This is a genomic window from uncultured Campylobacter sp., from assembly GCF_938017705.1.
Lineage (GTDB): Bacteria > Campylobacterota > Campylobacteria > Campylobacterales > Campylobacteraceae > Campylobacter_B.
In genome coordinates, this window is the sequence record NZ_CALIIS010000238.1 from 1 (window position 1) to 8,217 (window position 8,217).

The following is an 8,217-nucleotide window of genomic DNA, read 5'->3' on the forward strand; positions in this document are numbered from 1 at the left end:
ACGGTTCGCTCGAAATTTTAGCCCGCAAAAAAGAGGGCTTAAAATTTTAAAATTCAATTCTACCTGCAAAAACTCTTAAATTTCACGGCTTAGAATTTTGATGGAGAATTTTGCCGCAACGCTATTTTTTGGGATGCGATAAATTACACGGCTGCAAAGCCGCGTAGAATATTGAGCTAGGCTCGCTGCTGCAAGCCTAGCGAATGTCGTAAGCTAAAAAGGCGCTACTGCAAAGCGTAAAATTTTATTTCAAAGCCTTAAAAAGCTCCACGCCGTCAAGCTGCTCCCACGGGTATTCGTCGTTTCCGACCTGTCCGCGTGCGGCGACGTCGGCGTAGAGAAAGCTTCCTTTGCCCGGGCGATCAAGGCCGAATTTATCGATGATCCAGCGCGGCGTGAGCGGAAATTTTTCAAGCACGAAAGCAGATAGCTCATCGTCGCTAGCTGCGCCTAAATTCGTCCCCATGCAATCGACGCTGACGCTGACGGGCTTTGCGACGCCGATTGCGTAGCTGAGCTGGACGATGCATTTTTTCGCAAGCCCCGCTGCAACGATGTTTTTGGCGATATAGCGCGCCGCATAAAGCCCGCTACGATCGACCTTGGTGTAGTCTTTGCTGCTTTGAGCGCCGCCGCCGATCGGGCTGTAGCCGCCGAAGCTATCGACGATTAGTTTGCGCCCCGTTAGGCCGCTGTCGTGAAGCGAGCTGTGATTTACGTAGCGGCCGGTCGGGTTGATGTAGATGATCGTCTTGCTTTTGTTGTAGAGCTCCTTCGGAAGCCCTGCAGAATCGATCAAATTTCCGATCAGATCTCGGACGCGCTCGATGCTCATGCTCTCGACGCATGGCGCGGAAACCACGATCGTATGGATGCTTTGCGGCTTGCACTCCTCAAAATTGCTCTTCGTGCCGTAATCGACGCTAACCTGCGTCTTAATATCGACGCCAAGCTCGTTAGGATGGGACTTTGCATAGGCATAAACGTGATCGCAAAGAAGCCTCGCGTAGGTGATCGCCGCCGGCATAAAATTTTTCGTCTCGCAGCTTGCGAAACCGAACATTATGCCCTGATCCCCCGCTCCGATCTCGCCGCCCTCTTGATCGACGCCTTGGTTGATGTCGGGGCTTTGCTGGTTTAAAAATACGTCCACTTGCAGATCCTGCGGATGCAGGCACTGCGCGCGCGTGAAATGAGGGTTGTCGTTATAGCCGATCTCGCTAAGCGCGCCCTTTACGATGTGGCGGTAATCGTCGTGGGTAAAATCGATCTTAGCGTTTACTTCGCCGCCGATTACTACGTGTTTGCCCGCGATGAAAACCTCCGCTGCTACGCGTCCGTTTGGATCTTGTTTTAAAATTTCATCCACGATGCTATCTGCGATGATATCGGCGCACTTATCCGGATGTCCGGGGCTTACGACCTCGCTGGTAAATAGATACATATCTGCTCCTAATTAAAATTTCGCGTCATTTTATCTAACGAGGTTTTAAGATTAACTAAAAATTGCGAAATTTCGCCCAAATTTAAATGCGCTTAAATAAAATTTCGATATATTTCAAACGACGTTTTGATTGAAAGGTAAAAAATGAGTTCGATTCAAAAATTAGTAGCTAGCTACAAAGATAAAAATCTAGTTCTGCGCATAGTTACAGGCTTGATAATAGGAGCTATTTTGGGCTTTGCCGCACGTTCAGCGGCAGGCGATATTGCGGCAGAGCATACTTCGTTTTTAATAAACGTAGTAGCTTTTGCGGAAATTTTAGGAAATTTATTCGTAGGCGCCCTTAAAGCGGTAGCTCCGATTTTAGTTTTTATCTTGATTTTAAGCTCGATCGTAAATAAACAATACGGCAGCGCAAGCGGCTTAAAACGCGTGGTTGTTCTATATATTGTAGGCACCTTTTTAGCTTCGTGCGTGGGGGTAGCAGCCAGCTTTTTATTTCCGACGCAGCTTGCACTTAGTAATGTCGGCGCGGCGGAAAATGCGGTCCCTGCAAGCGTTTGGATCGTGCTAAAAGATCTGCTTTTTAAGGTTGTAGATAATCCGCTAAACGCTATCGCACACGGAAACTACGTAGGAATTTTAACCTGGGCGATAGGTCTTGGCGTCGCGCTTAAATTTTGTACCAACGAAACGAAAAAAATTTTTACCGATCTGAGTGAAGCGGTAACCAAAATCGTGCAGTTTGTAATCCAACTCGCGCCGTTTGGAATTTTCGGCTTAGTAGCTTCTACCGTGTATCAAACCGGCGTTGATGCGCTGCTTGGATACGTACGGATCGTAGTCGTGCTAGTAGGCGCGATGGCGTTCGTAGCCCTCGTGGTAAATCCGCTCATCGTCTTTGCGGTGATTAAGAAAAATCCATATCCGCTCGTATTTACCTGCCTACGCGAAAGCGGCCTCACGGCGTTTTTCACTCGCAGCTCGGCGGCGAATATCCCCGTAAATTTAAATTTATGCAAAAAGCTCGGTATCAGCGACGAGCTAAGCTCGATCTCGATCCCTTTGGGAGCTACGATAAATATGGCGGGCGCTGCGGTGGTAATCGCGATCTTGGCGCTTGCTGCGGCTCATACGCTTGGCGTGCGCCCCGATTTTTGGACGGCGCTACTGCTTTGCGTGGTCTCGGCAGTCGGTGCGTGCGGTGCTAGCGGCGTGCCTGGCGGTTCGTTGATGCTGATACCGCTTGCGTGTTCGCTCTTTAATATCTCAAATGATATCGCAATGCAGGTGGTCGCGATCGGCTTTATCATCGGCGTGATCCAAGACTCTGTAGAAACTGCGATCAATAGCTCTACCGACGTGATTTTTACGGCGATCGCGTCGCAAAGTATGCAAAAATAACTCACCTTAAAATTTATCGCGATTTCCGCTAAGGCGGCGGATCTCGCGGTTTTTAAAATTTTACTTATTCTTTTTTGATAAAATTATCCAAAAATTTTAAAAGGAAATCGATGAATTGGAATTTAGGCGAGCTGTTTGCAAACGAAGCGGAATTTAGCGGCGCGATAGATAGCGCGGCTGCGCAGGCTAGGGATTTTGAAGCTAAATTTAAAGATAAGCTGCACACTCTTAGCGCGGAGGAGTTTTTAGGCGCGCTTGAGCTTTATGAGGGCATCAGCGAGCAGATCGGCAAGATAATGAGCTTTGCGCATCTTAGATTCGCGCGAGATACGAGCCTTGGGGCGCAGCAGGCTAAGACGGAGCAGGCTTGCAACGACATTTCGCAGAACCTGCTTTTTTTCGAGCTCGAGTTTAACGAGCTTGACGCCGCAAAACAGGACGAGTTTGTCGTGGGAAGCGGGAGATTTAGATACTATTTGAGCCTACTTAAGCGGCGCAAAGTCCACCAGCTAAGCTTGCCGCAAGAAAGCGTGCTTTTAAAAACTTCACCCGTGAGCGGAGAGGCGTTTTCACGGCTTTTTGACGAGAGTATGGCGCGGATGAGTTTTGATTTTCGCGGGCGCAAGCTCGGCGAGGAGGAAATTTTAAGCCTGCTCCATAGCTCTGATCGCGAGGTGCGAAAGGATGCCGCAGCCTCGCTAAGCGCGGTGCTTCAGCAAAACTCCCATCTGCTTTGTTACATCTACAATATGATCAAAACCGATCTTAAAATTCGCTGCGAGCTACGCGGTTACGATAAAGCCGAGGCGGTGATGCATGAGGAAAATCAGATAAATATCGCAAGCGTCGATGCTCTGATCGCAGAGGCGGAGCGAAGCTTTGGTCTAGTCGGCAAATTTTACGCCAAAAAGCGCGAAATTTTAGGCTACGACGCGCTGTATGATTACGACAGATATGCGCCGCTTGGCGGCGATGAGAACGAGTTTAGCTTCGAGCAGGCCAAGCAGATCGTGCTAGCGGCGTTTGAAAAATTTAGCCCGAAATTTAAGCAGATCGCGCTGATCGCGTTTGAGCAAAACTGGATCGACGCGATGCCCGCGCAAAATAAGCAAAGCGGCGCATTTTCGCATTCAGGCTCGCGCGATACGCACCCTTTCGTACTTTTAAATTTCACGCGCAAGCGCCGCGACGTATTTACCCTCGCGCACGAGCTGGGGCACGCGATACATCAGTATCTAAGCTACGGCGTGGGCTATTTTAACTCTTTTACGCCGCTAACGACGGCGGAGACCGCGTCGGTGTTTTGCGAGATGCTGGTGTTTGATTATATGCGCGAAAATTTTTCAAATTTAAACGGCTCGCCAAATTTAAAAAGCGCCGCCGCCTCGGACAGTTCGCAAAATTTAAAGCGCGATGCTTCGCAAGAGGCTCAGGGCGGTGAAATTCCAAGCGAGCACGCCGTAAAACACGCCGCTTCGCAAAGCTCTGCGGGTTCGTGCGAATACGCAGCGCGCGATACGGATACGCCCTCGCAGACCGCAAGCGACAAGGCCGCGCTAAGAGCGATGCTTGCGGCAAAGATCGAGGATATCTTCGCGACGCTTTACCGCCAGATTGGATTTACGACCTTTGAGCGGCGCGTGCACGCCAGCGCGGATGAGCTAAGCGTCGAGCAAATAGATGAGCTTTGGATGGAGGAGTCGCGCAAGATGTTTGCGGGCGAGCTAATCTTGCAGGATCATTATAAAAGTTGGTGGAGCTACATTCCGCACTTCGTTCACACGCCGTTTTACTGCTACTCTTACGCCTATGCGCAGCTTTTGGTGCTCGCGCTTTACGGGCTGTATAAAAGCGGCAGGCTCGAAAATTTCGTTCAAATTTACACCGAGTTTTTAAGCTCGGGCGGCAGCGACGAGCCGCAAAAGCTAGTGGCGAAATTCGGCTTTGACATCAATAAAAGCGAGTTTTGGCGCATCGGCATAGAGCAGGTCGCGGCGCTTGTAGATGAGTTTGTGAGGGATTAGGATGATAGATAAAATTTTAAAAGACGATAAATTTATCGCTGCGAGTAGTGCAAATATAGGCGCGGTTTTGGATTACGTTTTAGCTCTTGGATGCGGATTTGGCATCGTTGCGAGGACGGATCAGATAAAATTTGATCCGCCGCTGCCGGAGGAAATTTTAAAAAGCTTCAAAATGCCCGCGATCTTTTTGCAGTTGGAGGAATACACGCTTTCTAGCGCGCATCTTAGCAAGGATGAGCTGGTTTTCGAGGCGGGATTTGGGCCGCAGGATTTTGCAAGCACGCTTAGCGTGCCGTTTTACGCGGTTTTGCAGATCGTCGTGGACGGCAAGCCCATCGCGGTAAATTTCTCCCAGCCCGAGTCCGAGTGGCTTAAGCGCGAAAAATCGCGTAAAATTTTCTCAAAATGAGCGATATTTTAGAAGGTCTTAATCCCACTCAGCGCGAGGCTGCGAGCCACGTGGACGGAGCGATGTTAATCTTAGCGGGTGCGGGCAGCGGCAAAACCAAAACGATCACCGCGCGCCTTGCCTATCTGCTCGCAAACGGCGTGCCTGCGGAAAATACTCTCACGCTTACGTTTACGAACAAAGCTGCCGCCGAGATGCGCTCGCGAGCGCTTAATCTGATAAGCGGGCTAAATTTAAGTAGCGTGCCGCTTCTGTGTACCTTTCATAAATTCGGGCTTCTGTTTTTAAAATTTCATATTAGCGAGCTTGGGCGCAGCGCAAACTTCCAAGTAATCGATACCGACGATAAGAAAAAGATCATCAAGGGCTTTGAGATAAATTTGCCCACGTCGCTATTGGCGGCCAAAATTTCAACCTACAAAAATTCTCTGATCGATCCCAAAGATATCGACGAGCTTCTAAAGGGCGAGGACGATGAACTAAGCAGAATGTATAGCGGATTTTACGCGCACTGCGCTAGAGCATACAAGAGCTACGAGGCGTATTTGGCAGCGAATAATCTTGTGGATTTCGATGATCTGCTAATTTTGCCGTATAAAATTTTAAGCGCGAATGAGCGGCTATGCGATGAAATTTCGCGCCGTTACGCCTACATCACGGTCGATGAGTATCAGGACACCAACGACATTCAATTCAAACTGCTGCAAAAGCTCTGCACCGCGCACGAAAACCTCGTAGTAGTGGGCGATGACGATCAGAGTATCTACGGCTGGCGTGGCGCGCGGATAGAAAATATTCTAAATTTTAAAGATCAGTTCTCAAACGTAAAATTTATCAAACTCGAGCAGAACTACCGCTCCACGGATGAAATTTTAAATGCCGCCAACGAGCTCATCTCGCACAATAAAAACCGCCTCGGCAAGAGCCTTACTAGCATGAACGGCGGGGGCGAAAAGATCGAAATTTTGCATTCAGACGAGGAAAGTATCGAGGCGGCAAAGATTTCAGAAGCTATCAAAAAGCTGCTTTCAAGCGGCGTAGCGCCCTCTGAAATCGCCGTGCTTTACCGCGTAAACGCTCTTTCGCGCGCGCTGGAGGAGGGGCTAAATCGAGCCAAAATCCCGTACAAAATGGTAGGCGGCGTGAAATTTTACGAGCGAGCCGAGATAAAGGATACGATCGCCTATCTGCGCTTGGTAAACGACGAGCACGACGATTTTTCGATGAGGCGGATCATAAACGTGCCCAAGCGCGGCATCGGCAAGGTCTCGCTGGCAAAGCTCGAGGAGCTTTCGCGCCTGCGACTTATCAGTCTATTTGACGCTTTTAGCGAGCCGGACGCGGGGCTTAGCGCCAAGGCGGCGCAGGCTTTAGCGGAGCTTAAAAGCGGCATCGCTTCTATCTCCGCGCTAGCCGATACGATCAAAAAAATAGACGCGCTGGAGCCTGCTTTCGGGCTAAAGGCCTACTATGCCTCGCTTCCGGACGGCGCCGATCGCGTAGCAAATATCGACGAATTTTTGGCGATGCTGAAGGGCGAGGCGAGCAATAAGCCCGATTTTGATCTGGCGGAATTTTTAAACGAGCTGAGCCTTCTTAGCGATCAAGACGCTATCATGGGCGATGCGATAAACATAATGAGTGTGCACGCCAGCAAAGGGCTTGAGTTTTCGCACCTTTTCGTAATCGGGCTGGAGGAGGGGTTTTTCCCGCTTTTGGGCGACAGCAATGACATCGAGGAGGAGCGTAGGCTTGCATACGTAGCGATTACGCGCGCCAAACGCACTCTCACGCTTAGCTTTGCGGCTAGCCGATTTTATCGCGGCAAGCGCGAGAGGCTGGATGCGAGCAGGTTTATAGCCGAGGCGGGTTTGGTAGCTAAAGAGCCTCCGCGCGAGCAAAGCAGCGGTTTTAGCAAGGGCGAGCTGATCAAACACAAACTCTTCGGTATCGGACAGATCACGGCGGTAAACGGCGACCGACTCACTATAAATTTCGGCGGAATTTCGCGCGTAATAATGTCAAATTTCGTAGAAAAGATCGGAGCTTATGAATAGATTGTTTTTGGCGGACAAACCCGCGGGCATCGGCAGCAATAAATTTTTAAGCGCTCTGAAGCGCAAATACGGCGTGAAAAAGGCGGGCTTTAGCGGCACGCTCGATCCTTTCGCGAGTGGCGCGCTGATCGTGGCGTTTGGGCAATACGCGCGCTTTTTTAGGTTTTTGAAAAAGGAACCAAAAGTTTACGCCGCGACGCTGTGGCTGGGCGCGCAAAGCCCAAGCGGCGATAACGAAAATATTGAGCGCGTGGAGCAAATTCCGCCGCTTTTGCGCGAAATTTTAGACGCCGCGGTGGCGCAGATGCGCGGCGAGATAAAATTTATCCCGCCCGCCTTCAGCGCCAAGAAAATTGACGGCGTGCGCGCATACAAGCTCGCTCGTGCGGGCGAAGAGGTGAGCTTAAAAGAGAGCTCGATGCGGGTTTTTGATGCTGAAATTTTAAGCTACGCTCATCCTTTCGTGAGCTTTCGCGTCGCGCTTAGCGAGGGCGGCTACGTGCGCTCTTTCGCGCAAATTTTAGCAGAAAAGCTAGGCGTTTGCGGTACACTTAGCGCGCTTAGACGGGAAAGCGAGGGGGCTTTTGATTTGAAAGATCCGCGCTTTGCGGACGAGGTGGCACTAAATCCGCTCGAGTTTTTAGATCTTAAGCCAAACTTTTACGACGGCGACGCGCGCGACGTGATCTTGGGCAAGAAGCTCGCCGCAAAGGATCTGGCAAGCCGCGCGGACGGGTGCTACCTGCTTATCTGCGGCGATTTTTACTCGATCATCGAGATTGGCGCGGGCGAGGTGAGGTATCTTTGGAACGATGTTCCGATTGCAGGCGGGCCTTGGCGTCGAGGTAGCCCTGCATGGTCTTGTGGAAGTCGAGGTGG

The 8,217-nt window shown here is 50.4% G+C and carries 6 protein-coding genes; 5 read left to right on the plus strand and 1 reads right to left on the minus strand.

The genetic code is table 11. The features are described from left to right. Nucleotides 1–244 precede the first annotated feature (244 nt). Nucleotides 245–1,444 carry a methionine adenosyltransferase gene (gene metK, locus Q0605_RS10990; RefSeq protein ID WP_298706901.1) on the minus strand — a complete coding sequence of 400 codons (1,200 nt, stop codon included), beginning with the start codon at nt 1,442–1,444 and terminating at the stop codon, nt 245–247. 144 nt (nt 1,445–1,588) lie between these two features. On the opposite strand from metK, the gene sstT reads away from it, so the two are divergent. The 5 genes from sstT to truB all read left to right on the plus strand — a co-directional run. After that, nucleotides 1,589–2,848, plus strand: a complete 1,260-nt coding sequence (gene sstT / locus Q0605_RS10995; protein ID WP_291936613.1) for a serine/threonine transporter SstT — start codon at nt 1,589–1,591, stop codon at nt 2,846–2,848. A 110-nt stretch (nt 2,849–2,958) separates the two neighbouring features. Continuing rightward, entirely contained in the window at nt 2,959–4,872 is a 1,914-nt protein-coding gene (locus Q0605_RS11000) for a M3 family oligoendopeptidase (protein ID WP_298706902.1), read from the plus strand. 1 nt (nt 4,873) lies between these two features. Continuing rightward, entirely contained in the window at nt 4,874–5,281 is a 408-nt protein-coding gene (locus tag Q0605_RS11005) for a hypothetical protein (protein ID WP_297880672.1), read from the plus strand. After that, nucleotides 5,278–7,338 carry a UvrD-helicase domain-containing protein gene (locus Q0605_RS11010; protein WP_298706903.1) on the plus strand — a complete coding sequence of 687 codons (2,061 nt, stop codon included), beginning with the start codon at nt 5,278–5,280 and terminating at the stop codon, nt 7,336–7,338. The genes Q0605_RS11005 and Q0605_RS11010 overlap by 4 nt, the downstream gene beginning before the upstream one ends. Then, nucleotides 7,331–8,217: tRNA pseudouridine(55) synthase TruB (truB, locus tag Q0605_RS11015; RefSeq protein WP_298706904.1), on the plus strand; the 887-nt coding region annotated here is incomplete at its 3' end. The genes Q0605_RS11010 and truB, both read left to right, overlap by 8 nt.